Below are 26,308 nucleotides of genomic sequence, written 5' to 3'. Positions count from 1 at the left end.
TCATGGCAAAAAGAGTATTTTTCTTTTTTATAACAATCTTTTTTGTGAATTCAGTTATTGGTCAAACAATTTCCGAAACCTTTCCGCCATTTAATATAAAAACGGTTACTTTCACACAAAGCACCAATAATGTAATTCCAGTTTTTAGATTAGGCGAACAATTTCAACTGAGTTTTGATGATTTATTTGGCACCGAAGAAGATTATTATTACACCATCGAGCAATACAATTACAATTGGACACCAACCGTATTATCTAAAAATCAATACCTAAACGGAACCGATAATCAGAGAATTCAAGACTACGAAAACTCGTTCAATACACTACAAATTTATTCTCATTACCGACTAAATTTTCCAAATAATTATAGTCAAATAACAAAAAGCGGGAATTATCTGGTTTCCATATTTAACAGTAATCGAGAACTTGTGTTTACTAAAAAATTCATTGTTTACGAAGACATTGTCGATGTAGAAATGCAAGTAAAAAGAGCACGAAATGTGGCCGATAATAAGTACAAACACAATCTTGATTTCAGTATCAAATCGAATCAAATTCTGTTTCAAAATCCAGTTCAAAACGTAAAAGTTATTTTGCTACAAAACGGGAAATGGGACAACGCCATTGTAAATGTAAAACCACAATATACTATTGGCAACGATTTAATTTTCAAATACGATAAAGAAACGCAGTTTTTTGCAGGAAACGAATATTTATATTTTGACAACAAAGAAATTCGAGTAGCAACAAATACAATTGCTAGAGTCGATTCTAACAGTGGTTTGTACAATTCGCATCTATATACCGATACTGCTCGAAAATACAAATCATACACTTTTTATCCTGATGTAAACGGAAATTTCAGAGTTCGAAATCTAACTGCTCAAAACAATGAAGTCGAAGCCGATTATTCATGGGTTTATTTTACGCTTTTTGCAATAGATTCTCCAGCAAATAGTAATATTTATGTAACAGGAATGTTTAACAACAACATACTTTCGCCCGAAAATAAAATGGATTATAATGCAGACAAAGGGATTTTCGAAAAAGCAATTCTAATAAAACAAGGATTCACAAATTACAATTACACCATTTTAGATTCACAAAATAACATTTCAGACAAAGATGCCATCGATGGCAATTTTTACGAAACCGAAAACCAATACACAGCCATTGTTTATTATCGTCAAAACGGAGAATTGTATGACAGAGTTATTGGTAAAGGCGATGCAAATTCTGTAAATATTACCAACTAAAAAAAATAACACTACAATAACACATTTGCTTTTATAAAATTTATAACTTTGTGCAAGTAGACAAACAGTTATGGTAATTCAAATTACAAGAGGTATCAAGATTTCGGTCTTAACAACTTTTGAAGGCACTTACTTCAAAAATAACAAAATGCACTTTGCTTTCAGTTACCATATTACTATCGAAAATCACAGCAAAGACTCTGTACAACTCACAACCAGACACTGGGAAATATACGACGCCCTAAATTATCTCGAAATTGTAGATGGCGAAGGCGTAATAGGTAAAAAACCAGTCCTGAAACCAGGAGAAACACACACCTATAGCTCAGGCTGTTTGCTTTGCGCACCATTTGGCACGATGAAAGGGCATTTCGAAATGATCAATTTCACCACCACAAAATCATTCAAAGTAATCGTTCCTGCCTTCAGACTAAATGCACCGTTTGCATTAAACTAGAAGCCATTCCAGCTGTCCATTGCAAGTTTTCTTGTCTTGTTTGCTTTTTTCTAAGCAAAAAAAGGAGCTCCTATCGTCGCTCTTTTTTCACAAGAAAAAATGCAACAAGACCTCAAAAAGCTTTCCATTCCCATCTGGGCTAAAAATCGAAACTACAATCATATTTTTTTGTCAGGTTGAGCGAAGTCGAAACCATTCTGTCCTTCGACTCCGCTCAGGAAGACAATAATATAAATTATTCATTCCAGTAAAATCAAAACAAGAATGGCGTTATATATGATTTAAAAATTTCTATTATCAAATTTTCCTTTGTACTTTTGTGTAGATTTTTAATCATTCAAACTTAAAATTATACCTCATGTTAAAAGGATTTTTCAATATACCAAAAGCGGTAAACGAACCCGTAAAATCATACGCACCTAACTCACCCGAAAAATCAGCAGTTCAGGCAGCCTACAAAAAAATGTGGAACGAAACCATCGATGTGCCATTATACATCGGTTCAGAAGAAATTCGTACAGGAAACACAAAAAACATGTCAGCGCCACACGACCACCAACACATTGTTGGAACGTACCATTTAGCTGAAAAATCTCATATCGAAAAAGCCATCGCCAACGCTTTAGAAAGCAGAACAAAATGGGCAAGCATGGCGTGGGAACAACGCGCAGCGATTTTTCTAAAAGCAGCTGAATTAATCGCTGGACCATACAGAGCAAGAATAAATGCAGCAACAATGATTGCGCAATCTAAAACGATTCACCAAGCAGAAATTGATGCCTCTTGCGAATTAATCGACTTTTTACGTTTCAACGTAGAGTTTATGACACAAATTTACCAAGACCAACCAGCCTCAAATTCAGATATGTGGAACAGAGTCGAATACAGACCTTTAGAAGGTTTTGTTTACGCTGTAACACCATTCAACTTTACGGCAATTGCAGCAAATCTTCCTGCAAGTGCAGCATTAATGGGTAATGTTGTCGTTTGGAAACCAAGTGATAGCCAAGTATTTTCTGCAAAAATCATTATCGATGTCTTCAAAGAAGCTGGAGTTCCAGATGGTGTAATTAATGTTGTTTTTGGTGATCCAGTTATGATTACTGATACCGTTTTAGCTTCTCCAGATTTTGCTGGAATTCACTATACAGGTTCGACATTTATTTTCAAAGAAATTTGGAAAAAAATTGGAACTAACATTCACAATTATAAAACGTATCCAAGAATTGTTGGTGAAACTGGTGGAAAAGATTTCATTATCGCACATCCATCGGCAAACGTAAAACAAGTTACAACTGCGATTACTCGTGGTGCTTTTGAATTCCAAGGTCAAAAATGTTCAGCAGCTTCAAGAGCTTATATCCCACAAAGTATGTGGTCAGCAGTGAAAGAACAATTAATTACCGATGTAAAATCAATGAAAATGGGTTCTCCAGAAGATTTTGGTAACTTTATCACAGCAGTAATTCACGAAGGTTCATTTGATAAATTGGCAAGTTTTATAGACCAAGCTAAAAAAGATACTGATGCTGAAATTATTGTTGGTGGAAATTACGACAAATCGAAAGGTTATTTTGTAGAACCAACAGTAATCGTAACTACAAATCCTAAATATGCCACTATGGAAACCGAACTTTTTGGTCCAGTAATGACTATTTATGTATATGAGGATAAAAACTGGTCAGAAACATTAAAATTAGTTGATTCAACTTCAGAATATGCTTTGACTGGTGCGATTTTAAGTCAAGATCGTTATGCAATCGAAGAAGCTACGGTAGCTTTACAAAACGCTGCTGGTAATTTCTATATCAATGACAAACCAACAGGAGCTGTGGTAGGAATGCAACCATTTGGTGGCGCTCGTGCTTCAGGAACAAATGACAAAGCAGGTTCCGCACAAAACTTATTACGTTGGGTTTCGCCTAGAACTATCAAAGAAACTTTTGTTACTCCAGAACATTATAGCTATCCATTTTTGGGATAATTTCATACAAAAAAATTAAACCCCGAGCCACGCAATTTGCGTGGCTTTTTTATTTTACACAAATTAAATATGTATATAAAAACTTGTTAATTATTAAATAATTTATATATTGTGTAAGAAATTTATTATGCATGCATAATATTTTAACTAAAAAACAACCAAAAACCAAAAAACCAGTTGACATTATGAAATTAAAATACTTATTACTTTTCCTGCTTTCTGCAGGAATTTCACAAGCTCAAGAAAAGAAAAAAGTAGATTTTTCAAAATTAGATCGAAGCGGAATGAAAACATCTTTGCTTCTCACAGATGTAAAACCATTTTCTGTATTAGCACAAAAAAACGAAACATACGGAATGTATGGTTTTCATCAATCTTACAAAGAATTAGGATTGTCGGATACTCAAAAAAGATTTTTAAATGGGGATTTAATTAAATCTGAAATGAGATTAGAAACAACTTCTCAAGCTGTTAAAATAGGTTTAATTCATACAGACTTCGAAATTATAAGCAAAAAAGCTTACGACGAAGGATTAATAAAAATTACTAATAATGTAGTAACTCGCAATTCTAATAATTATATTTTTGACGAATACTCAAATACGATAATTGCACCACTTACGTTACGAAAAAAAGGAGTTGAAACTACTTTTTTGTTAGATAGTAAAATGTTTGTAAACACCACTTCAAACAAAATTGCTTCAGTAAAAGCAGATTTCGGAGATGGAAAAGGACTGATTAATGTATCTTTCGACAAAAATATTTCAGTCGTTTACCCAAATGAAGGTCAAAAACAAATAGTTTTTAATATTTTATTTGAAAATGGAGATTTGAAAATTAGAAAATCTTCATTAACCGTTACTTATTCGAATGAAGATACTTTAAGATTATTTAGACGAGCGCCATCATTAATCACGGCAACAAGAAATCCCGACTTAGCAATTTATGGCGTTACCGATTTATCACCAGGGAAATGCGAATATGAAGTTTTTTTAAGTACCGACGGAATTCTTGACAAACCAATTTTTGTAATTGACGGTTTCGACCCATCAGATTCTAGAAACACGGCAGCCGTATATAATTTACTAACTTATACTGATGCTGGTGGCGTAACCAGAAACTTAGGGGATAAAGTAAGAACCGAAGAAGGCTTTGATGTTGTTATTGTAAATTTTCCAAATTACACCAATGCCGCCAATAATATTATAGATGGTGGTGCCGATTTTATAGAAAGAAATGCATTATCAGTCGTAACTGTTATAGAATTAATTAACTCCCAAAAAACTGGTACGGAACAAAATGTCATTATAGGACCAAGTATGGGCGGATTAATTTCTAGATATGCTTTGCGTTATATGGAACAAAATACTCTAAATCATCAAACAAGACTTTGGGTATCCTTCGATTCTCCTCATTATGGTGCTAATGTGCCTATTGGTTTGCAACATTTATTTAATTATTTCGCTTATGGCTATGGAGATTCCGATGCAGTAAAACCATTAGTAGATGGCATGTTACGCTCTCCTGCAGCACGACAAATGCTTGTAGATCATTTTGATGCACACACCACAAGCATTGTTGGAGTAGACGATCCAAGAGCACCCACGACAGGATTACCGTTAACTCCAGCTGGTGCGCCAAATTATAGAAATAATTTTCAAAATAGAATGAATGCAATGGGCTTTCCACAAACGACTAGAAATGTTTCTATGACTAACGGAAGTGGTGTAAATGCAAAATTTAAATCAAAAACTGGAACAGATATACTTCCAGGATTCGATGTAATAGGAACGGCAGCAAGCCCTGCTAACATAGATACTGGAGATGTAATTGGTTTTATAAATACAAGAGCATTAACTTTTTGCGAATTTATGCCTAATGCTGGTGTAAATGAAGAAATAGTAAATGTAGCTATTCAAGCTCAAATTTTCTTTTGGGTAACCCAAGACACTTTTATTGCTAGAGCAACACAAAGTGCAGGCACAGCTGGTGTAGATTCAGCACCTGGCGGTTTATTTGACATGGGCGGTTTAGCCGCTTCCTTAGGGACTGGAAATGCGGTTCTTACAAATTTTCTTGGCGCTATGAAATCTGATTATTTTAGTTTTATCCCGACAGTTAGTGCTATGGCTCTTAATGTAGGTGGTGTGATTACTGCCAATCAACCTAATTATTATTTTAACATTAATTTAGGGACAAAAGACACGCCTTGGGACGGAATAAATACCGCAACATCAAACACGACACCTTTCAAAAACTGGTTCATGCCTCCTACAAACGAAGGTCATGTTAAAATCACACAAGGTAATGTTGATTTTATTTGGTGCGAAATTGTAAAACCAGATTTCAATTTTGCATTAAGTACAGCAAGTTCTATTGTGGCTTGTAATGGAAGTAATGCTTCATTTACGTTCAATCACAATAATTTACACGGATGTTTGTCTACAACAACATTTTCTACAACTGGAGCACCAGCGGGTTCGACAGTTACATTTAGTCCCGCAAGCATTTCTACAAGCGGAACCGTAACTATGAATGTAACGAATATTGCTCCCGGAACTTATACAATTATGGTTTCTGCAAACAATAATCCTACAAAAACAGTTCCTGTTACAATAACAATTTACCCTAGTAATCCTAGCTTAAACGGGCAAACACAATCAAGTGTAAACAGTGCGAGTTTTATTTCTGGAACAAGTGTAACTGTTAACCAAGGCGCTAATCTAGAATTAAATTTACCTACAAGTTTATATGCAGGAACTATCGAATGGTTTGATCCTACAAATGCTTCAAGAGGAACTACAAATCCTATAATTACTAATATTCAAGACAATAGTAATGATGAAGGTATTTGGAATGCAAGAGTTACTTTTACAAACGATTGTGCAAGAATGGCAATAACTAGCGTTCCTTATCAGGTTATTGTAGATAATATTTTGGGAATAAATAATAATGAATTTAAAGGATTGTCAATTTATCCAAACCCAAGTAACAGAATAATTACAATTTCAAGTAGTAGTAATTTGTCTGATGCAAATGCTCGAATTGTCGATTTAAGAGGACGAACAATTTTAGATAAAAAGCCAATTGTTTTAAATCCGAATAATCTGCAAATAGACATTTCAAACTTATCGCAAGGTTCTTATTTTTTAATCTTAGAAAACGATAGTAATAGAACCGTGAAACAAATTATAAAACAATAGATTTTAAACAAAAAAGCTCCGAGATTTTCGGAGCTTTTTGTTTATACTTTATACTTCAACGGTACGTGAACTACTTTCTTAGTTTCGAAAAATTCATCTTCAAAAAATGCTGAGATATTATATTCCGTGGCTTTAGGGAAATCTTGTAGTTCTTCCGTCAAGTCGCCACCTTTTAAATACAAAATTCCATTTTTTAGTTCGTGTTTGTTAGTTTTTTTGATTTTGTCTTTTATCCAAGAAACAAAATCCGGCATATTTGTTACGGCACGACTTACTATAAAATCGAAATCTCCTTTTACGTTTTCGGCACGAATTTGTTCTGCTTTTACGTTTTTAAGTTCTAACGCTTCGGCAACAGCCTGAACCACTTTTATTTTTTTTAGAATAACATCTATCAAATAAAAACGGGTTTCTGGAAACAAAATCGCTAACGGAATTCCTGGAAAACCACCACCTGTTCCAACATCGAGAATGTAAGTTCCTGGCTCAAATTTTTGAATTTTGGCAATAGCCAAAGAATGCAAAACGTGTTTAGTATATAATTCGTCGATATCTTTACGAGAAATAACGTTAATTTTTGCATTCCAATCCTGATATAAGGCTTCTAGTTTTTCAAATTGACTAATTTGAGTGTCTGTTAAATCAGGGAAATGTTTCAAAATCTCTTTCATTCTTATTTTTTTAACAAAAGTAATACTTTACAATCGAAATATTTATCTCAATTTTAACTATTAAAGTTTTTTAATAATTACCTTTGCAAATTATACATTACTATTATGAATACAACAGCCCCAACATTTGCCCGTAACGATTCGATGAAGTTCTTTAGAACTTTAAATTCTCGTGTTAACTCTTATTTTAAAGACAATAATATTCAAAAAACTGGAAACTGGAAACTACACCTAAAAACTGTAATTATGTTTTCTTTGTTTTTCTTACCGTTTTTTGCAATTCTTTATTTTACTAATATGCCTTTTTGGGCTTATTTCTTATCCTCTATAGTCATAGGAATCGGAATGGCTGGCGTAGGAATGAATGTGATGCATGACGGAAATCACGGTTCTTACTCTTCGAAAACATGGCTAAACAAAATCATGGGTGGAAGCATTTATATTTTAGCAGGAAATGTTTACAACTGGCAAGTACAGCACAATGTTTTGCACCATACTTACACTAATATTCCTGGTCACGACGAAGATTTAGATGCAGGACGTGTTATTCGTTTTACTAAAGAAGCAACATGGTACAAATTTCATGCTTTTCAACATTATTATTCTGTTTTTCTTTACGGATTACTAACCTTCAACTGGTGTTTGACTACCGATTTTAAACAAATGGGGGGGTACTTAAAAAGAAAATTATCTTACGGTGATGAACCAAACCCTACTAATTTATGGACAGGATTAGTCATTTCTAAAATAGTTTATTTTGGATTCTGGATTGTAACACCGCTTGTATTGGGAATTACTTGGTGGAAAGTTTTAATAGGATTTACCGTAATGCATTATACTGCTGGACTCATATTAAGTATCGTTTTTCAACTAGCACATATTATAGATGATACTACAAACCCAAATCCTAACGAAGAAGGTGAAATAGAAAACACCTGGGCGATACACCAATTATTTACTACCGTAAATTTTGCTCCAAAAAACTGGATTGTAAACTGGTACACAGGCGGCTTGAACCATCAGATAGAACACCACATTTTTCCACACATTAGCCATGTTCATTATGGCAAAATTGCAGAAATTGTAAAACAAACTGCACAAGAATGTGAATTACCATATCACGAATACAAAACAATGACAAGCGCTGTTTTGGCTCACTTTCGTCATTTAAAAGATTTGGGACAAAAACCCCAATTTGCATAATACTTAAGACGCCATTGTGCGTCTTTTTTTATATATTTGAACTTAAATTAAACTACAAACACAACAAATGAACAATTTTCTTTCAGACAGAATTAACAAACTATCAACATCGCAAACGCTTGCAATGGCAGCATTAGCCAGAGAATTAAAAAATCAAGGAAAAGATATTATCAGCTTAAGTTTGGGTGAACCCGATTTTAACACACCCGATTTCATCAAAGAAGCTGCAAAAAAAGCCATCGATGAAAATTACAGCACCTACACACCCGTAGAAGGTTATGCCGAACTGAAAGAAGCCATTTGTCGCAAATTCAAAAGAGACAATAATTTAGATTACAAACCATCTAACATTGTTGTTTCTACAGGCGCAAAGCAATCATTATACAACATTGCACAAGTAATGATTAATGAAGGTGACGAAGTAATACTTCCAGCACCATATTGGGTTTCTTATTACGAAATCATCAAAATGTCTGGCGGAATTCCAGTCGAAGTTCCAACATCTGTCGAAAGTGATTTCAAAATTACACCAGCACAATTAGAAGCAGCCATTACTCCGAAAACCAAAATGATTTGGTACAGTTCCCCTTGCAATCCAAGTGGTTCAGTATACAGCCGTGAGGAATTAACGGCTTTAGCTAAAGTTTTAGAAAAATATCCAAACATTTTTATCGTTTCAGACGAAATATACGAACACATCAATTTTTCAGGTACATTTTGTAGTGTAGCTTCAATCCCAGGAATGTTCGACAGAACCATTACTGTAAACGGAGTTGCCAAAGCATTTGCTATGACAGGTTGGAGAATCGGATACATTGGTGCACCAGAATTTATTGCAAAAGCATGTACAAAAATGCAAGGACAAGTAACTAGCGGAGCCAATTCGATAGCACAAAGAGCCACCATTGCTGCGGTCGATGCCGATCCAAGCGTTTTAAACGGAATGGTTTCAGCCTTCAAAGGTCGTCGCGATCTAGTTGTAGGATTAATTAAAGAAATTCCCGGATTAAAACTAAATACGCCAGAAGGTGCCTTTTATGTATTCCCAGATGTTTCTTCTTATTTCGGAAAAACATTAAGAGGAACAACTATAAACAATGCCGACGATTTCTCGATGTATTTATTAGGCGAAGCCAATGTAGCGACCGTAACTGGCGACGCTTTTGGCAACCCAAATTGCATCAGAATTTCGTACGCAACCAGCGAAGAAATCCTTACGGAAGCCATTCGAAGAATAAAAGAAGTCTTAGCTTAATATATTGCCTCAAGAAAACTTGAGGCTTTTTTTATAAAAAAACATTACAAATGTCAAAAATATTACTACTTGGTTCAGGCGAATTAGGAAAAGAATTTGCCATTGCAGCACAACGCATCGGTCAAACTATAATCGCTGTCGATAATTACGAAAATGCCCCTGCAATGCAAGTCGCTCACGGTTTTGAAGTCATCAATATGCTTGATGGCGCCGAATTAGATAGAATCGTTGCCAAACACAAACCCGACTTCATCGTTCCAGAAATCGAAGCCATTCGCACCGAACGTTTTTACGATTACGAAAAACAAGGAATTACCGTAGTTCCTTCAGCGAAAGCGGCAAATTTTACCATGAACAGAAAAGCGATTCGTGATTTAGCTTCCAAAGAATTAGGCTTAAAAACTGCCAATTATCGTTATGCAACTTCTGCCGAAGAGTTACAAAAAGGTGTTGAAGCCGTTGGAATGCCTTGTGTAGTAAAGCCACTTATGTCATCTTCAGGAAAAGGACAATCGACTATAAAATCTCAAGAAGATATTGCCAAAGCTTGGAATTATGCTGTTGAAGGTTCTCGTGGTGATGTCGTAGAAGTGATTGTAGAAGCTTTTGTAAAATTTAATTCCGAAATTACTTTATTAACGGTTGCTCAGAATAATAATCCCACTTTATTTTGCGCACCAATTGGTCACCGTCAAGAACGTGGTGATTACCAAGAAAGTTGGCAACCAGCAAGAATTTCTGACAAAGATTTACACGAAGCACAAGATATGGCGAGAAAAGTTACCGAAGCACTTGGTGGCGCAGGACTTTTTGGTGTCGAATTTTTCTTGACCGACGAGGGTGTTTATTTCTCAGAATTGTCTCCTCGTCCACACGATACTGGAATGGTAACCTTAGCTGGTACACAAAATTTTAACGAATTCGAATTGCATTTGCGAGCTATCTTGAGTTTACCAATTTTCGAAATTACTTTAGAAAAAGCTGGAGCAAGCGCTGTTATTTTGGCTTCTGAAAACAGTGAAAATCCAACATATTCTGGCATAGAAAATGTAGCTTGTTTACCCAAAACCGATTTTAGAATTTTTGGCAAACCAACTTCAAGACCGTATAGAAGAATGGGCGTAGTTTTAACAAATGAGACTTTAACAACTCCAATTGAAGAAATTGTAGAACGTGCTAAAAAAATAACTACTTTAGTAAAAGTAAAACCCTAAATCATGAAAAAGGTATTTTTAGCACTCCTAACATTGTCATTATTGACTTCTTGTGGCCCGCATAGATTAAGTTGTGGCCCTGGAAAAAGATGTGTTGAGAGTTCTAAAAAGATTAATTTTAAGAAAATTGAAAAAATTAACAAAAAAGAAAACACTTAGATTATGAAAAAAACATTCTCATTATTATTACTTTTTACAGCATTTCTAATGAATGCTCAAGAGAAAAAAAACGCTCAAAAAACTCAATTTGTTGAAGTTTCTTGCGGTCAATGCAAGTTCGGAATGAAATCTGGCGGTTGTGATTTAGCCGTTCGCATCGACGGTAAATCTTATTTTGTAGATGGTGTAAAAATAGACCAACACGGAGATGCTCATGCAAAAGACGGCTTTTGTGAAGCAATTAGAGACGCTGAAGTTGTTGGCCAAGTAAAAAACAATCGTTTTGTTGTATCTTATTTTAAATTACTTCCTAAGGAACAGTAATGGCGTTAATTCTTAAAAACATTTCCAAACATGTTTCTCTTACACCTCAAGAGGAACATGTTTTTTTATCAAAAATCGAAACAAAAAAATACAAAGCAAAAACCATTTTACTAAGTTCTGGTGAGATTTCTAAAAGCACTTATTTTGTAAATTCTGGCATTTTAAGAAGTTTCAATATCAATGATAATATTATAGAACATGTATTGCATTTTGCCTGCGAAGGTTGGTGGATTGGCGACATGTATAGTTACATTTCTCAAAAACCTGGAAATCTTTTTATCGAAGTTCTAGAAGACGCTGAAATAGTCGAAATTACCAAAGAAAATCAACAACAACTATATCAGGAAATTCCAAAATTAGAACGATTTTTCAGAATTCTTGCCGAAAATTCATTGGTTTCTCACCAAGAACGACTCATGGATAATTTGAGTTTAACTGCTGAAGAGCGTTTCGAGAAATTCTGTAAAAAATACCCAACTTTAATTCAAAAAGTTTCTCAAAAACACGTTGCCTCTTATATTGGCGTCACTCCAGAATTCTTCAGTAAAATGAAAGCCCGTTTATTAAAAAAATAATTTCTTAATCTAGGTTAAGTATTCTTCTTTTCTCTTCGATGTAAATTTGTAACATAATAATTACTAAATTTATAGATGATGAAAAATACAGTTTTACACAAAGCAAATACAAGAGGTCATGCAGATCATGGTTGGTTAAACGCATACCATAGTTTCAGTTTCGCAAGTTGGTACAATCCAGAAAGAGTACAATTTGGAACTTTACGTGTTTTAAACGACGACACTGTTGCAGCCGGAATGGGTTTCGGAACGCATCCGCACGATAATATGGAAATTATCACAATTCCTTTGGAAGGCGATTTGGCGCACAAAGACAGTATGGGAAATACAGAAGTTATCAAAACTGGCGATGTACAAGTAATGAGCGCAGGAACTGGAATTCAACACAGTGAATTCAATCCAAATGCTGATTTACATACGAAATTATTCCAAATTTGGTTGTTTCCAAAAACTAGAAATGTAGAACCGCGTTACCAACAAATTACGTTAGATGTAACGGAGCAAAAAAACAATTTTGCACAAATTTTATCTCCAAATGCAGATGATGCTGGAGTTTGGATTCATCAAGACGCGTGGTTTCATTTAGCGGATTTCGACAAAGATTTTTCTAAAACGTACGAATTGAAAAAAGAAGGAAACGGAATGTATGTTTTCGTAATTTCAGGAACAATTACTGTTGACGGACAAGAATTAGAAACTCGCGATGGTTTAGGAATTACAGATTTTGAATCCTTAGATATTAAAGCAACTACAGATGCGAAGTTTTTATTAATGGAAATTCCAATGGAACACTAATTAAGATGAACGAAGAAGTACAACTAAGAATCAATGATAAAAACGGTGCTTTTTATATTGAAGTAGACGGAAAACAAGAAGCATTAATGACGTTCGTTTTTGCTGGTGATGATAAAATAATTATTGATCATACGGAAGTCAATCCGGGAAATAATGGAAAAGGTTTAGGTAAAAAAATGGTAGCAAAAGCCGTTGAATTTGCTAGAGAAAAAGGAATTAAAATTATTCCCCTTTGTCCGTTTGCGAAAAGTATTTTTGATAAAACTCCAGAATTTAGAGACGTTTTATAAGTATGGAAAATCTTTTAGAAAATAACATAACAGGAAAAATTGGTACACAGAAATATTTGTGTACCATTTCTTGGCGTAATGGAACTTTCGTAATGGATGAACCAGAAAGTATTGAAGGAAAAGACCTTGGTCCAGATCCATATTCAACGCTTTTGGCATCTTTAGCTGGTTGCACGTTGTCGACTTTGCGAATGTATATTGATAGAAAAGGTTGGGATATTCCAGAAATAAACATTTCATTAAATTTATCTCAAGAAAATAACCCTGAATTAACTACTACAATTTCAAGAACCATTACTTTTTCAAACGAAATTGAAGAAGATATCAAAAACAGGCTGTTAATCATTGCTGAAAAATGTCCTGTTTCGAAAATTCTAAAAAATCAAGTTTTAATTAACACAACTATATAATCATGGACCCAAAAAACTTAAAAAAGGAATATACAAATGGTGAAGTAACCATTGTATGGCAATCTGGAAAATGCATACATTCTGGAAATTGCGTGAGAAATAATCCGGATGTTTTTAAACCAAAAGAGCAACCATGGATTACACCAGATAATTCAACTACGGAGAAAATTATTGAAACTGTGAAAAAGTGTCCGTCTGGCGCTTTATCATTTTATTTAAACAATAAATAATGGTGCAATATTCAACAATTGTAAACGCTTCTTTGGAAAAAGTTTGGGAACATTTAATTCTTAAAATTGAAAAACCAGAAAACTTTGTTCCAGGTGTAAGCGATGTGATTATTTTAGATAAAAACGAAGATTTTGTAAACCGAAAAATGACGATAACTGTAGAAGGAAATGCGACTACTTTAGTAGAAAAAATTACTTTCGTACCATATAAAGTAAGATTTCTATTGTTAGAACATCCAAAATTTGAAGGTTATGTAGATAATGATATTAAAGCGATTTCTGATACTGAAACGGAAATGACTTTCACCATAAATTGGAAAGATAAAACCACGCAATCTGAATTTGATAATACAGAAATGGTGAAAAACGCTGTATTAAAAACTAAAAATTATATAGAAGAAAACTAATGAGAAAAATCATCGCTTTTGCAGGTTCGTCAAGTAAGACATCCATAAATAAACAATTGGTAACGTATGCTGCTAATCAATTTGAAAATGCTTCTGTGGAAGTTTTAGATTTAAACGATTATGAAATGCCAGTTTTTTCTGTGGATAAACAAAAAGAACACGGAATTCATGCTTTGGCAACGGAATTTTATGCGAAATTAGGTAGCGCCGATTTAATCGTCATTTCGTTTGCAGAACATAACGGGAATTATTCAACAGCTTTTAAAAATGTTTTAGATTGGACGTCAAGAATTAATGCGAAAACGTTTCAGGAAAAAGAAATGTTGTTATTAGCAACTTCTCCTGGAGCTCGTGGTGGAAGTTCGGTTTTAGATATTGCCACAAAAAGATTTCCGTTTCAAGGCGGAATTGTAAAAGGAAGTTTTTCTTTACCGAGTTTCAATGATAATTTTGATGCTGAAAAAGGAATTACAAATGAAGAGTTGAAAAATCAATTATTAGAAATTATAAAATCAATATAACTACTAAAAAATTAAATTATGAAATTTACAAGAACAGCAAACGCAAATTGGAAAGGTTCCGGAATGGAAGGAAAAGGGCTTGTTAGTACGCAAAGTACAACATTGAATAATACACAATATTCTTTCAAATCTCGTTTTGAAGAAGGAGTTGGAACGAATCCAGAAGAATTAATCGGAGCAGCACATTCAGGTTGCTTTACGATGCAATTAAGTTTTTTACTAACAGATGCCGGATTTGTACCAGATAATTTGGATACCACTGCGAAAGTTACTTTTCAAGACGGAACAATTACTTTAATTCAGTTAGAATTGAATGCAAAAGTGCCAAATATTTCAGATGGAGAATTTCAAGCCATTGCTCAAAAAGCAAAAGAAATTTGTCCGATTTCAAAATTATTAAATACAGAAATTACGCTTCAAGCAAATTTAGTATAAAACCAAAAGGGAAGTTCTGATTTAGAAACTTCCCTTTTTTATTTTATTTTTTCAAGCTAACATTCTCAAATGTCGAAACATCATTAATTTCTTCATTATCTAAATCGAAAGAAATTTTTACATTATCACCAACAGCAGTAATTGGTAATTGGTTAGATATTTGTGACGAACCTACAAAAATGTTTGGGTAATCTTTCACCGTGAAATAGTAAAAACTGTTTCCGTTTTTTACATCATTTTGAATTCGAACTACAACCGATTCAACTACTTTTTTAGCTGATTTACTCTCTGGATTTATTTTATTTCCAGAAGAATTGAAAGCCGTTTTATAAGCTGTTAAGGCTTCACGCATCGTATTTCCAGTTCCAACAATCGTGTAATCTGCAATAGAAACCATCGCATACATTTTTACCAATCCACCATTATCTTTCAATGTCATCACGTAAGTTGGAATGTTGTTAATGTTATACGGAATTGGCAACGAAGCCACAAAACCTTTTTCTTGCACTTTACCTTGTGCCGAGCTTTGTGCTGCAAATTCTGTAGCACCACTTTGTTTGTAAAAAGTTGTTTCTTTTGTTCGGGTATCTACTAAAACAAATCCAACTGCCGATTCGTCTTTTCCAACAGAAGTAATTCCTGTATACCAATATGATTTGTCGTCTTTCCCGTAAACTAAAGTCAAATCTTCTGTGATTTGAAGTTTGTTTTCATTAGAAAAATTCCAATATCCTTTTACATATTCACCCCAATCATTTAATTGATCTTTGATAAATGAAATCGGTTGAATTCTGTCTACCCAAGTTGGTGTGTTTTTAATATCATATTCTGTAATATCACCAGTTTGTGCGTTTAAAACCACAACTCCAGTGGCGTTATTTCCAGAAAAACCAACTTCTTTTTTATATTTAGTCGCTACCCAAAAAGGTGTTCCTTTTTCGTCAATTTCGAAAATAAAATCAGCTAAACCAACTGTGCTATATCCGTTGAAGTATAAATGTCTGCGCGTATCACTTTGAAAATACGCTTCGTCTTGATATTTTAATCGAATTGGTTTTCCATTCATTTCTTGAACCAATTTTACATCACGTTCATTAGTTGCCGAAACCATTACGTAACCTGTTGTTCCTTCAGAATTGTTTAACCATTTGAAAAAACCTGAATGTACTAAAGGTGCAATCCAATATAATTTTCCGTTTACTTTCTGAATAAAAAATTCACCCAATTGTGCCTGACTTCCCAATGCTGGTTGTGAACCTAATATTTTTTCACCTAATAAATACGCTAAATCTTCATCAACCACTCTAATTTCATTCATTGAAATTGGTGCAATATGATTCGTTAATTTATCGCCATCTTTTACTTTTCCAATTAAATTTCTGTAATCTTGATTTCTAAAAATTGGGCTTGAAGTAAAAAAAGGCAATACGAATGCATATAAAATCGCCACACAAATTAATAAAGCTGGAATTTTCCAAAATACGGCTACTGGTTTATAACTTTTTCCATCAGAACTAATCGTAAACTTAGAAAAAGAGAAAAATAATAAAGCGGCAATAATAAGTAGTAAAACGGTAATACCCGAAAAACCATAACTTAAAACAGGTAACGAAACATAAAAAAAGAATACTGTTATAAGAATAACAAGTAGAATTGGTAATAGTTTTTTCATTTAAATTTAGATTAGATTTTGCAAATATTAGACATTAATTTGATGAGATTGTTACAAAATAAGTACTTTTGTTTTTGAAAAACTTGAAACAAAATAATATGAAAGCATACATTTTTCCGGGGCAAGGCGCACAATTTTCAGGAATGGGAAAAGATTTATATGAAAATTCAGAATTAGCAAAATCATTATTCGAAAAAGCAAATGAAATATTAGGCTTCAGAATCACAGATATTATGTTCGAAGGAACTGCCGAAGAATTAAAAGAAACGAAAGTAACACAACCAGCAGTTTTTTTACATTCAGTAATTTTAGCAAAAACATTAGATAATTTTAAACCAGAAATGGTAGCGGGACATTCTTTAGGAGAATTTTCTGCATTGGTTGCTAATGGAGCTTTGTCATTTGAAGACGGATTAAAACTAGTTTCACAAAGAGCAATTGCTATGCAAAAAGCATGTGAAATAAAACCTTCTACAATGGCAGCAGTTTTAAATTTGGACGACAAAATTGTAGAAGACATTTGTGCATCAATTGACGGCATTGTCGTAGCTGCAAATTATAACTGCCCAGGACAATTGGTTATTTCCGGCGAATATAAAGCCGTAGAATTGGCTTGCGAAAAAATGAAAGAAGCTGGAGCAAAACGCGCATTAATTTTACCAGTTGGCGGTGCTTTTCACTCACCAATGATGGAACCTGCTCGTGAAGAATTAGCCGCAGCAATCGAAGCAACAACCTTCTCTACTCCTATTTGTCCTGTATATCAAAATGTAACAGCAAGTGCAATTTCTGATCCAAATGAGATTAAGAAAAACTTGATTATACAGTTGACTGCTCCTGTAAAATGGACACAATCTGTACAACAAATGATACAAGATGGCGCGACTTTATTTACAGAAGTTGGCCCAGGAAAAGTATTAGTTGGATTGGTTGGAAAAATTGATAAAGAAGTAGAAACTGCAAGTGCTTAGTTTCATTTTTAAATTAATAAAAAAACTCCAAATTCAATACTAATTTGGAGTTTTTTATTTTACTACAACTTCATTCTTTCTATAATTAATAATAAAAACACCCAGAATAATTAACGCCGTTGCAATAATAAAATCACTAGTAATTACTTCATCAAGAAACAGCCAACCTAAGAAAACAGCAATAATAGTATTAATGTAATTTAAGATTGAAACCTGAATGGCAGTAACTCTTTTCAAAGCATATAAGTAACAGAAAAATGCCAGAACTGATCCAAAAATTGCTAAATATAAGGTTGCAAAAACGCTTCTAAAACTCCATAAACTTACATCTACATTTGGAGAAAATATAAGTGCTAGAAAAAACTGAATAATCGCTGCAATCGCAAATTGATAAAACAAATTGAGTGCAATATTATTAGATTTATGAATATGCATTTTAGAATAAACCGTTCCTATCGACCAACTTAAAATGGCAATACTCAAAAACAAAATTCCAGTTTTGTAATTGGGTTCTAAAATAGCTCCTAGTCCATCTCTAAAAATAAAAACAACACCTAGAAATCCAATAATTACGCCAATAAACCCTTTGATACTTGGTTTTTGCAATCCAAATAAAATACTTCCAACAAAAATAACAACTGGAGACAAAGCACTTAATATCGATGTCAAACCACTTGGAACACTTTTTTCGGCAATAGTCGTAAAACCATTGGCAATAACAATCATTAATATTGATGGTATAAATTGAAGTTTAAAATTTTCCAAACCTATCCAAGACAATTCTTTTTTGTAAAGTAAAATACAAAGTATAATTAATGCTGCCAAACCTTGTCTTATTGAAGTAATGTACCAAGGTGGAATAGTTTCCACAGCCACACGAATTCCAAAATAAGTAGTTCCCCAAACAATTGCCACTACAATTAGGCAGAATAATAATTTGAAATCAGTTTTTTGATTCATTTTTTTTAGATAAAAGACGGATAGATGATAGACTTTTAGATAATCCTCATTTCTGTGAAATTGCTTGAAAAGTTAACCTCTAATTTTTTGTTCCCATTTCCAAGCACTTGCTAAAGCTTCTTCTAATGTAGATTGCGCTTTCCAACCCAAAACTGCATTGGCCTTATCTGTATTTGCGTAAGCAGAAATGACATCGCCTTCACGACGAGGAACAATTTTATAAGGTAATTTTTGTTCTGAAACTTTTTCGAAAGCAGTGATAACTTCTAGAACCGAACTTCCTGTTCCTGTTCCTAGATTGAAAGTTTCTACTTTATCTAAGTTTTTCTTATTTAACAATCGTTGCAACGCAATAACATGCGCTTTTGCCAAATCGACTACGTGAATGTAATCACGAATACAGGTTCCGTCTGGCGTTGGATAATCATCCCCGTAAACCGATAATTCTTGACGCAAACCTATTCCTGTTTGCGTGATGTACGGAATTAAATTTTGTGGAACTCCAATAGGTAATTCGCCTATTTCGGCAGTTGGATGCGCTCCAATTGGGTTAAAATATCGCAATAAAATTGAATTTATATTACTGACTTTGCAAACTTCGGTAATAATTTCTTCGCCTATTTGTTTTGTGTTTCCGTACGGAGAAATGGCTGGTTGTATAGGCGCATTTTCGGTAATTGGCATTTTTTCGGCTTGACCGTAAACGGTACAAGACGAACTAAAAATAAAATTAGTTTCGGTTTTTTGTTGCAATTCTTGCAGAATATAAACCAAGGTATTAATGTTGTTTTCGTAATACAACAAAGGATTTTCGACACTTTCGCCAACTGCTTTTGATGCTGCAAAGTGAATTACTCCATCAATATCGTTGTGTTTTTTGAAAAAATTTTGTACCAATGCTTTTTCTCTTAAATCTAATTTTTCGTACAAAGGTGTTTTGCCTGTAATGGCAACAATTCCTTTTAAGACTTCTTCAGATGAGTTTGAAAGATTATCGATGATAACCACTTCAAAACCTTCATTTTGTAATTCGACAACGGTGTGAGAACCTATAAATCCGAGACCTCCTGTTACTAGTATTTTCATGAAATGTTGATTTGGTTATTCGTTGATTTGGTTATTCGATTGAACAAATCAACGAATAAACCTATTTTAAAAACTCTAAAACAGAATCGGTTATAAATTTTATTTGTTCGTCGTCAAGTTCTGTGTGTATTGGCAATGCAATTACTTCTTGAACTAATTGATTGGTTACTGGAAAATCTTCTTCTTTGTATCTAGAATCTAAATAAGCCTTTTGAGAATGCAACGGAATTGGGTAATAAATAGCACAAGGAATATCTTTGTTTTGTAAATAAGTTAATAATTCATCTCGTTTTCCGTTAGTGATTCTAATTACGTATTGATGAAAAACATGATCATCACCATCATAATCAAAAGCTGGAACTACAATATTTTTATTTACAGAAAGTGCTTCGTTGTATTTTCTCGCTGCTGTTTTTCTCGCCTTGCAATAATCGTCTAAATGTGGTAGCTTAGCATTTAGAACTGCTGCCTGAATACTATCTAAACGAGAGTTTACACCCACCACATCGTGATGATATCGCTCATACATCCCGTGATTTGCTATACCTCGCAGGGCATGTGCCAAGTCATCATCATTGGTAAAAATAGCACCACCATCGCCATAACAACCTAAATTTTTTGAAGGAAAAAATGAGGTCGACGCTACGTTTCCTATTGCTCCTACTTTCTTTTTAGAACCATCGTTCGAAGTATAATTTGCACCTATTGCTTGTGCATTGTCTTCAATTACAAACAGGTTATTTTCTCTTGCAATTTGCATAATCGCGTCCATATTCGCAGCGCGACCAAACAAATGTACCGGAATAATAGCCTTTGTTTTAGGTGTTATTGCATTTTTAACGGCTTCGATATTAATGTTCATATTGTACATATCAACATCGACTAAAACTGGTGTCAATTGCAAAAGTGCAATAGTTTCGACAGTGGCTGCAAATGTAAAATCGGCAGTAATTACTTCATCACCAGGTTTCAATCCCAATCCCATCATGGCTATTTGTAAAGCATCGGTTCCGTTTGCACAAGGAATTACGTGTTTTACGCCTAGATATTCTTCAAGATTTTTCTGAAACTTGTGAACTTCTGGTCCGTTTATATAAGTATTTGTATCTAAAACTCCTTGAATTGAAGCATTTACAGTGTCTTTTATTTTTTCGTATTGACTTTTTAAGTCAACCATTTGAATTTTTTTCATCTTTTTCTTTTAACCACCAAGTTCACAAAGTTTTCACTAGGCTCACAAAGCTTTGAATTTATAACAAAAATAGGAATTTTAGATTTATACTTATTATATAATGTAAAGAAAAATGTATTTTTGAAATCAAATTTTATTTAATGATTTTCATTTATAATTTAATAGTTCAACTTGCTGGTTTTTTATTAAAAATCGTAGCGCTTTTCAGTCCAAAAATTAAACTTTTTGTTGCTGGTCGAAAAACTGTTTTTACTACTTTACGAAGCAAAATAAATTCAGCAGATAAGACCATTTGGTTTCACGCTGCTTCTTTAGGCGAGTACGAACAAGGTTTGCCCGTAATTGAAAAAATAAAAGCAAAATTTCCTTCTCACAAAATTGTAGTTACTTTTTTTTCCCCTTCTGGTTATGAAATTAGAAAAAATAATACCGTTGCCGATGCTACAGTTTATTTGCCTTTGGACACCAAAAGTAATGCGAGGCAATTCTTAAAATTAGTCCATCCAGAAATGGTTTTCTTTATCAAATATGAATATTGGCCTAATTATTTGAATGAACTCAAGAAACAGAATATTAAAACCTATCTGATTTCAGGTGTTTTTAGAGAAAAACAAGCTTTTTTCAAATGGTATGGTGGTTTTTACAGAAATGCTTTACAATCTTTCGATTACTTTTTTGTACAAAACGAAAGTTCGAAAAAACTCTTGCAAAGTATCGGTTTTACTAATGTGAAAATTTCTGGTGACACGCGTTTCGACAGAGTAGTTTCTATTTTAGAACGTGATAATTCATTAGATTTTATAGCACAATTCAAAAACAATACAACTACTATTGTGATTGGAAGTTCTTGGCCAAAAGACGAAAATTTATTGATAAATTATATTAATCAATCATCAAACGAGGTCAAATTTATTATTGCGCCGCATAATATTAAGCCGGAGCAAATTCAAGAATTGAAAAAATCGATTTCAAAAAAAACCGTTTTATTTTCAGAGAAATCAGATAAAAATCTATCCGAATACAATGTTTTTATTATTGACACCATCGGGATTTTAACAAAAATATACAGTTATGCCGACATTGCTTATGTAGGTGGTGGTTTCGGAAATCCTGGCGTTCACAATATATTAGAACCCGCAACTTTTGGTGTTCCAATTGTTATTGGCTCAAATTATTCTCATTTTGCCGAAGCAACCGCATTGGTAAATATGACTGGTTGTGTTTCGATTTCAAATCAAAAGGAATTGAATGAAATTTTCGATAATTTAATTCAAAATCCAGACGAACGATTTGAAAAAGGGCATATTTCTAGCACTTTCGTGAATATGAATAAAGGCGCAACAGATGTAATTTTAAAACATATTTCTTAATCAAATCTTAAAAAAAATAACCCAAATAAATTAAATTCCTACATTGCAACCTTCAAAAAAACAGTACTTATGAAATTTATTAAACTACTACTTTTATTATTTGTCATTCAAACCCAAGCGCAACAAGGCGGTATGTGGATTCCTTCGTTGCTGAACGGAATGAACGAAACAGAAATGAAAAACTTAGGCATGAAAATCTCTGCCGATGATATTTATTCGGTAAATCATTCGAGTCTAAAAGATGCCGTTCCACATTTTAATGGTGGTTGTACTTCGGAAGTTATTTCGCCAAAAGGATTAATTCTTACCAATCATCACTGTGGTTTCGATGCGATTCAGAACCATTCATCAACGGAACACGATTATCTAACCGATGGTTTTTGGGCCATGAAAATGGAAGATGAATTACCAAATGAGAATTTAGTAGTAACATTTATCGTAAGTATAAATGATGTAACAACTCAGGTTTTAGATGGTGTTGCGTTGATTACTTCGGAAGCAGAAAAACAAAAGAAAATTCAAGAAAATATGACTAAAGTTTCTGCAAGTTTCCCAAAAGAAGCTTGGCAAGAAAACAAAGTCCGTACTTTTTTTGAAGGAAATCAGTACATTTTATTTGTAACCGAAACCTTTAAAGATGTTCGTTTGGTTGGCGCGCCACCAAGTTTGATAGGGAAATTTGGTTCGGATACAGACAACTGGGTTTGGCCACGTCATACGGGAGATTTTTCGATGTTCCGGATTTATGCAGACAAAAATAATCATCCAACAACTTATTCTAAAGACAATATTCCTTATACCCCAAAACACTTTTTACCAGTTTCTTTAGACGGTATTCAGGAAGACGATTTTACTATGGTTATGGGTTATCCTGGCAAAACACAGGAATATTTACCATCATTTGCAGTAGCGCAAATTGTAAACGAAACCAATCCTGCAAAAATAGAAATTCGAGATGCAGCGCTAAAAGTACAAGATGGTTTTATGCGAAAAGACAACGCAATCAAGATTCAGTACGCTTCAAAATATGCTGGAGTAGCTAATTATTGGAAAAAATGGATTGGTGAAAGTCAAGGTCTAAAAAAATCGAATGCGATTGGTATCAAACAAAATTTCGAAAAAGATTTCCAACAAAAAGTCATCACAGCTGGCAAACAAAACGAATACGGAAACTTATTAGCTGAATTCGGAAAAAACTATACCGAAATTACACCATATGCAGTAAGCAGAGATTATTTCTCGGAAGTAGTTGCAAAAAATACCGAATTATTAAGCTTAGGATACAAATTATACCAACTAGAACAAGTATTTGCAACCAAAGGCGAACAAGCATTTAATGATAGAAAAGAAAATTTAATAAAATCTCAAGAAGATTTCTTTAAAGATTTTAACAAAAATGTAGATGAGAAAGTTTTCGAACAACTCATTGCTCTTTACGGAAACAAAGCACCAAAACAGTTTTTGCCAGCTTCATTAATAAATGCAGATTACAAAAAACTAACAACCTTAATATACAGCAAATCGAAATTAGTAGATTATGCGAAATTTAAAACACTTTTAAGTGGTGATTCAAAATCAGTATTAAAAAAATTGAATGCAGACAAAGGTTATGCTTTTGTAAAATCGTTAGCGGATAATTACAATAAAAATGTAGCTCCAAAATACGACGAAATCAATTTAAAAATTACTGCTTTGCAAAGAACTTATATGAAAGCACAGTTAGAATTATATCCTAACTCACGTATTTTTCCAGATGCAAACAGCACTTTGCGTGTTACTTACGGAAAAGTAAAAGGTTACGCACCAAAAGATGCTACCTATTATAATCCCGTTACCTATTTAGATGGTGTTATGGAAAAATATGTTCCTGGTGATTACGAATTTGATGTTCCTAAAAAACTAATTGAACTTTATAACAACAAAGATTATGGGCAATATGCTGATAACGGAAAATTACCAGTTTGTTTTATTGGTACAAATCACACAACAGGAGGAAACTCAGGAAGTCCAGCGGTAGATGCCGAGGGAAATCTTATTGGATTAAATTTTGACCGTGTTTGGGAAGGCACCATGAGCGACATACATTATGATCCATCAATTTGCCGAAATGTAATGGTCGACATGCGATATGTTTTGTTTATTGTAGACAAATTTGCTGGAGCAAAACATTTAGTTGATGAAATGAAATTGGTTCACCCAAAGAAAAAATAAATCATTAGTATTCAATATCTTAAAAAAACATTGAAGATTTATATATTTTTTAAACTCGTGAAGTTTTGGCACAGAAATTGTAATTAAACTAGATGTTAGCAAAGAGTAAAAAAATTTAAAAAAAAGTAAAAAAAAAGTTTTACATATTAAAAAATTTATATCTTTGCAAAGAATTAATAATTAACCTTTATAATTAAGTAAGATGAAAAAAGTTGTTTTAAGTTTAGCTTTAGTAGCTATGATGAGTGTTTCTTTTGTATCATGTAAAGATGCTGCTGCTGAGGCTCCAGTAACTGAAGAAGCTCCAGTAATGGAAGAAGCTGCTGTTGAAGCTGTTGACACTGCTGCTGCTGTTGCAACAGAAGCTGTTGATGCTGCTGCTGCTACTGCTACAGATGCTGCTGCTACTGCTGTTGACGCTACTGCTGACGCTGCTAAAGAAGCTGTAAAAAAATAATTAGAATTCAATTCTAAAAATTTTAAACCACGCCATTGGCGTGGTTTTTTATTTATAATAGTTTTTAAACATCAATTTAAAACCACATAACACTATTTAGTATTTGAATTTACTGGAATAAAAAACACTCAGCTATCATTCCGAGGAACGAAAAATCTCATAACGACAATTCTAACTTCAGACCAGAGTCCGAAAGCACGAACTGGCGAAGCAATGATAAACTACCCATAAATATTCCTGTGTTTTTTTAAGTTTAACCGATATAAAACAACTATTCTTTTTCCTCTAAACTATCAAAGAAAGCAAAATCATTATTAGAGAAGTCGAGTATTTCCGATTTTGATGCGTATTTTACAATCTCATCAATCCCTTTTTGCAACAAAAGTTGTGTAGTATATTTTCGACTAATAGCCATTTCTTTTTCGTGAATAATTAATCTGAAGAAAAACTTACCTCTTGAAGATTTAAATTTTAAAAAAACGGCATCTCCTACAGAAGCCTTTAGGAATTCAATTTCATTCTCACATTCAAATTTCAGTTCAAAATTATTACTCGTAAAAATCACCTTACCTCTTCTAGAAGTAAATTCAAATTTATACTCGTCATTAATCCTTTTGCTAATTACAAATGTGCTCATAATCCTTAATTAATTTCGAGTCGAAGATAATTTACATTTACCTTTTAAAAACTATTGATTGTAGAAAAAAATCAAAATGTTATAAACAAAAAACATTCCCTAACAGTTTTAAAACAAAAAAAAGCTCCAAACATAGTTTGAAGCTTTTGTACTCGGGACGGGACTTGAACCCGTACGACCATTACAGTCACTGGATTTTAAGTCCAGCGTGTCTACCAATTTCACCACCCAAGCAGTTTTATTTTTCAAAAATCAAATATGATTTTTGTTTGGTATAGAGCGAAAAACGGGGCTCGAACCCGCGACCTCGACCTTGGCAAGGTCGCGCTCTACCAGCTGAGCTATTTTCGCGTTTTCAAATTT

At 33.5% G+C, this 26,308-nt stretch carries 26 protein-coding genes and 2 tRNA genes; 20 read left to right on the top strand and 8 right to left on the bottom strand.

Features of this window, described 5'->3' with window-relative positions; translation table 11 throughout:
• The first annotated feature begins 2 nt into the window (after positions 1-2).
• The 4 genes from BM053_RS08840 to BM053_RS08825 all read left to right on the top strand — a co-directional run bounded on the left by BM053_RS08840 (position 3) and on the right by BM053_RS08825 (position 6,900).
• A complete protein-coding gene (locus BM053_RS08840) occupies positions 3-1,256 on the top strand; it encodes a type IX secretion system plug protein (protein WP_091476505.1) in 1,254 nt (417 codons plus the stop codon).
• A 70-nt stretch (positions 1,257-1,326) separates the two neighbouring features.
• The gene (apaG, locus tag BM053_RS08835; protein ID WP_091476503.1) at positions 1,327-1,713 is read left to right on the top strand and encodes a Co2+/Mg2+ efflux protein ApaG; all 387 of its coding nucleotides are present in this window, start codon (positions 1,327-1,329) and stop codon (positions 1,711-1,713) included.
• Positions 1,714-2,071: 358 nt separating this feature from the next.
• Positions 2,072-3,697 (top strand): L-glutamate gamma-semialdehyde dehydrogenase, encoded by a 1,626-nt coding sequence (gene pruA, locus BM053_RS08830; protein ID WP_091476502.1) that lies wholly within the window; start codon positions 2,072-2,074, stop codon positions 3,695-3,697.
• Between the two features lie 131 nt (positions 3,698-3,828).
• A complete protein-coding gene (locus BM053_RS08825) occupies positions 3,829-6,900 on the top strand; it encodes a T9SS type A sorting domain-containing protein (RefSeq protein WP_091476500.1) in 3,072 nt (1,023 codons plus the stop codon).
• 41 nt (positions 6,901-6,941) lie between these two features.
• Here BM053_RS08825 and rsmG read toward each other — a convergent pair whose 3' ends face one another.
• On the bottom strand, positions 6,942-7,571 hold the full coding sequence (rsmG, locus tag BM053_RS08820) for a 16S rRNA (guanine(527)-N(7))-methyltransferase RsmG (protein WP_091476497.1): 630 nt from the start codon (positions 7,569-7,571) through the stop codon (positions 6,942-6,944).
• Between the two features lie 105 nt (positions 7,572-7,676).
• Between rsmG and BM053_RS08815 the strand changes: the two genes are divergently transcribed.
• From BM053_RS08815 to BM053_RS08760, 12 genes are all read left to right on the top strand, one after another.
• Positions 7,677-8,774, top strand: coding sequence for a fatty acid desaturase family protein (locus tag BM053_RS08815; RefSeq protein ID WP_091476494.1), 1,098 nt, complete (start codon positions 7,677-7,679; stop codon positions 8,772-8,774).
• Between the two features lie 67 nt (positions 8,775-8,841).
• On the top strand, positions 8,842-10,029 hold the full coding sequence (locus BM053_RS08810; RefSeq protein WP_091476493.1) for a pyridoxal phosphate-dependent aminotransferase: 1,188 nt from the start codon (positions 8,842-8,844) through the stop codon (positions 10,027-10,029).
• Positions 10,030-10,079: 50 nt separating this feature from the next.
• Positions 10,080-11,243 (top strand): formate-dependent phosphoribosylglycinamide formyltransferase, encoded by a 1,164-nt coding sequence (gene purT, locus BM053_RS08805; RefSeq protein ID WP_091476490.1) that lies wholly within the window; start codon positions 10,080-10,082, stop codon positions 11,241-11,243.
• A gap of 162 nt (positions 11,244-11,405) precedes the next feature.
• On the top strand, positions 11,406-11,726 hold the full coding sequence (locus BM053_RS08800) for a DUF6370 family protein (protein ID WP_091476487.1): 321 nt from the start codon (positions 11,406-11,408) through the stop codon (positions 11,724-11,726).
• Positions 11,726-12,301, top strand: a complete 576-nt coding sequence (locus BM053_RS08795; protein ID WP_091476484.1) for a Crp/Fnr family transcriptional regulator — start codon at positions 11,726-11,728, stop codon at positions 12,299-12,301. The genes BM053_RS08800 and BM053_RS08795 overlap by 1 nt, the downstream gene beginning before the upstream one ends.
• A gap of 78 nt (positions 12,302-12,379) precedes the next feature.
• Positions 12,380-13,096, top strand: a complete 717-nt coding sequence (locus BM053_RS08790) for a pirin family protein (protein ID WP_091476682.1) — start codon at positions 12,380-12,382, stop codon at positions 13,094-13,096.
• A gap of 5 nt (positions 13,097-13,101) precedes the next feature.
• Complete coding sequence (locus BM053_RS08785) at positions 13,102-13,386, top strand: GNAT family N-acetyltransferase (RefSeq protein ID WP_091476480.1); 285 nt, start codon at positions 13,102-13,104, stop codon at positions 13,384-13,386.
• 2 nt (positions 13,387-13,388) lie between these two features.
• Positions 13,389-13,796 (top strand): OsmC family protein, encoded by a 408-nt coding sequence (locus BM053_RS08780; RefSeq protein WP_091476477.1) that lies wholly within the window; start codon positions 13,389-13,391, stop codon positions 13,794-13,796.
• Positions 13,797-13,798: 2 nt separating this feature from the next.
• Complete coding sequence (locus BM053_RS08775) at positions 13,799-14,026, top strand: (4Fe-4S)-binding protein (protein ID WP_091476473.1); 228 nt, start codon at positions 13,799-13,801, stop codon at positions 14,024-14,026.
• Positions 14,026-14,433 carry an AtaL-like protein gene (locus BM053_RS08770; protein WP_091476468.1) on the top strand — a complete coding sequence of 136 codons (408 nt, stop codon included), beginning with the start codon at positions 14,026-14,028 and terminating at the stop codon, positions 14,431-14,433. The genes BM053_RS08775 and BM053_RS08770 overlap by 1 nt, the downstream gene beginning before the upstream one ends.
• Positions 14,433-14,954: an NADPH-dependent FMN reductase gene (locus BM053_RS08765; RefSeq protein ID WP_091476465.1), complete on the top strand. Its 522-nt coding sequence runs from the start codon at positions 14,433-14,435 to the stop codon at positions 14,952-14,954. The genes BM053_RS08770 and BM053_RS08765 overlap by 1 nt, the downstream gene beginning before the upstream one ends.
• An 18-nt stretch (positions 14,955-14,972) precedes the next feature.
• Positions 14,973-15,389 carry an OsmC family protein gene (locus tag BM053_RS08760; RefSeq protein ID WP_091476463.1) on the top strand — a complete coding sequence of 139 codons (417 nt, stop codon included), beginning with the start codon at positions 14,973-14,975 and terminating at the stop codon, positions 15,387-15,389.
• A gap of 43 nt (positions 15,390-15,432) precedes the next feature.
• Here BM053_RS08760 and BM053_RS08755 read toward each other — a convergent pair whose 3' ends face one another.
• On the bottom strand, positions 15,433-17,061 hold the full coding sequence (locus tag BM053_RS08755; RefSeq protein WP_091476459.1) for a hypothetical protein: 1,629 nt from the start codon (positions 17,059-17,061) through the stop codon (positions 15,433-15,435).
• A 98-nt stretch (positions 17,062-17,159) separates the two neighbouring features.
• On the opposite strand from BM053_RS08755, the gene fabD reads away from it, so the two are divergent.
• Entirely contained in the window at positions 17,160-18,032 is an 873-nt protein-coding gene (gene fabD, locus BM053_RS08750) for an ACP S-malonyltransferase (protein WP_091476455.1), read from the top strand.
• Positions 18,033-18,086: 54 nt separating this feature from the next.
• Here the strand turns inward: fabD and BM053_RS08745 are convergent, their stop codons facing one another.
• The 3 genes from BM053_RS08745 to BM053_RS08735 all read right to left on the bottom strand — a co-directional run bounded on the left by BM053_RS08745 (position 18,087) and on the right by BM053_RS08735 (position 21,270).
• Positions 18,087-18,992 (bottom strand): DMT family transporter, encoded by a 906-nt coding sequence (locus BM053_RS08745; protein WP_091476452.1) that lies wholly within the window; start codon positions 18,990-18,992, stop codon positions 18,087-18,089.
• 72 nt (positions 18,993-19,064) lie between these two features.
• Positions 19,065-20,078 (bottom strand): UDP-glucose 4-epimerase GalE, encoded by a 1,014-nt coding sequence (gene galE / locus BM053_RS08740; RefSeq protein ID WP_091476450.1) that lies wholly within the window; start codon positions 20,076-20,078, stop codon positions 19,065-19,067.
• A 61-nt stretch (positions 20,079-20,139) separates the two neighbouring features.
• Complete coding sequence (locus tag BM053_RS08735) at positions 20,140-21,270, bottom strand: DegT/DnrJ/EryC1/StrS family aminotransferase (RefSeq protein WP_091476447.1); 1,131 nt, start codon at positions 21,268-21,270, stop codon at positions 20,140-20,142.
• 140 nt (positions 21,271-21,410) lie between these two features.
• Here BM053_RS08735 and BM053_RS08730 point away from each other — a divergent pair, with 140 nt between their 5' ends.
• The 3 genes from BM053_RS08730 (at position 21,411) to BM053_RS12175 (ending at position 25,308) form a co-directional block, all read left to right on the top strand.
• Positions 21,411-22,640 (top strand): 3-deoxy-D-manno-octulosonic acid transferase, encoded by a 1,230-nt coding sequence (locus BM053_RS08730; RefSeq protein ID WP_091476444.1) that lies wholly within the window; start codon positions 21,411-21,413, stop codon positions 22,638-22,640.
• Positions 22,641-22,709: 69 nt separating this feature from the next.
• Entirely contained in the window at positions 22,710-24,851 is a 2,142-nt protein-coding gene (locus BM053_RS08725) for a S46 family peptidase (RefSeq protein WP_091476440.1), read from the top strand.
• Between the two features lie 202 nt (positions 24,852-25,053).
• Positions 25,054-25,308 carry a hypothetical protein gene (locus BM053_RS12175; RefSeq protein ID WP_167357328.1) on the top strand — a complete coding sequence of 85 codons (255 nt, stop codon included), beginning with the start codon at positions 25,054-25,056 and terminating at the stop codon, positions 25,306-25,308.
• 271 nt (positions 25,309-25,579) lie between these two features.
• Here BM053_RS12175 and BM053_RS08715 read toward each other — a convergent pair whose 3' ends face one another.
• The 3 genes from BM053_RS08715 to BM053_RS08705 form a co-directional block, all read right to left on the bottom strand.
• Positions 25,580-25,945 (bottom strand): DUF1508 domain-containing protein, encoded by a 366-nt coding sequence (locus BM053_RS08715; RefSeq protein WP_091476438.1) that lies wholly within the window; start codon positions 25,943-25,945, stop codon positions 25,580-25,582.
• Positions 25,946-26,094: 149 nt separating this feature from the next.
• Positions 26,095-26,179, bottom strand: a tRNA-Leu gene (locus BM053_RS08710).
• 44 nt (positions 26,180-26,223) lie between these two features.
• Positions 26,224-26,296 (bottom strand) — tRNA-Gly (locus tag BM053_RS08705).
• Positions 26,297-26,308: the final 12 nt, after the last annotated feature.

Source organism: Flavobacterium swingsii, from assembly GCF_900111965.1.
Lineage (GTDB): Bacteria > Bacteroidota > Bacteroidia > Flavobacteriales > Flavobacteriaceae > Flavobacterium > Flavobacterium swingsii.
Note: the sequence above shows the minus strand (reverse complement) of the source record. Positions and strands in the feature narration are given on the sequence as shown.